Origin of the sequence: Enterobacter sp. CM29, assembly GCF_013179605.1 — a bacterium.
GTDB lineage: Bacteria > Pseudomonadota > Gammaproteobacteria > Enterobacterales > Enterobacteriaceae > Enterobacter > Enterobacter intestinihominis.
In genome coordinates, this window is record NZ_JABMCU010000361.1 from 1 (window position 1) to 1,155 (window position 1,155).

Genomic DNA, 1,155 nt, shown 5'->3' on the forward strand with positions numbered 1-1,155 from the left:
AAATTCCTATAGTTCCGGTAGTCGGAGGGCAGTAATGCCCTCTTTTTATGGTGAAGCCGAATGGCGAAAGAATGGCGAATGGCGAATGGCGAAAATTAGGCAATAAAAAACCACCTTTCGGTGGTTTACACGACACTGCTTATCATTGATTTTATTCTAGTTTTCCCATGGTAGCCGGAGTGGGACTTGAACCCACACAGCGCGAACGCCGAGGGATTTTAAATCCCTTGTGTCTACCGATTCCACCATCCGGCCAGGGAAGAAAGTGGAGGCGCGTTCCGGAGTCGAACCGGACTAGACGGATTTGCAATCCGCTACATAACCGCTTTGCTAACGCGCCTTAAATCTTTTGTCTTTCGACCTGCACCCGCAAACTGCCGATGCATTAATCTGGAGCGGGAAACGAGACTCGAACTCGCGACCCCGACCTTGGCAAGGTCGTGCTCTACCAACTGAGCTATTCCCGCATGTTATCAAGTAACTATTTAACGACTTGCTAAGCACTTGATTTCATTATCGTCCGGCTTACTGTGCCGCCGTTCGATGCGTTGCATTCTACTGATATGACGTTATGAGTCAACGTTATTTTTTGCATCTCAGGATCGTTTGCTGAAAATTAAGCCGAAACGATCACTGTTCAAGCAAATCACCGCGCGCAGCGTTCAAATATTGCAACATTGACCACAATGTCAGCACCGCCGCAACCCACAGCAGACCAATGCCGGCCCACTCTACCCAGGCATTCGGACGCCACAGCATCCACACCAGCGCCGCCATCTGCGCAGTGGTTTTAACTTTACCGATCCAGGACACCGCCACGCTGCTGCGTTTACCCAGCTCCGCCATCCATTCGCGCAGGGCAGAGATAATAATCTCACGGCCAATCATGGTCGCGGCAGGCAGCGTCACCCACCAGGTATGATAATGTTCCGCCACCAGCACCATCGCGATTGCCACCATCACCTTATCCGCAACCGGATCGAGGAACGCGCCAAAGCGGGTACTCTGGTTCCAGCGACGCGCCAGATAACCGTCAAACCAGTCCGTCACGGCGGCAATCAGGAAAATAAGCGCACAGGCAAAAGGCGCCCAGACGACCGGCAGGTAAAATGCCAGGACGAAGAACGGAATGAGCACAACGCGAAAGAGAGTAAG

At 52.2% G+C, this 1,155-nt stretch carries 1 protein-coding gene and 3 tRNA genes; all 4 read right to left on the minus strand.

The window, feature by feature from the left end:
- Positions 1-168: 168 nt before the first annotated feature.
- Positions 169-255 (minus strand) — tRNA-Leu (locus HP459_RS23015).
- Positions 256-266: 11 nt separating this feature from the next.
- A tRNA-Cys gene (locus HP459_RS23020) sits at positions 267-340 on the minus strand.
- Between the two features lie 51 nt (positions 341-391).
- Positions 392-467: transfer RNA gene (locus HP459_RS23025), tRNA-Gly, on the minus strand.
- A gap of 163 nt (positions 468-630) precedes the next feature.
- Positions 631-1,155 (minus strand): CDP-diacylglycerol--glycerol-3-phosphate 3-phosphatidyltransferase (pgsA, locus tag HP459_RS23030; RefSeq protein WP_171936934.1); only part of this gene is annotated, 525 nt, incomplete at its 5' end.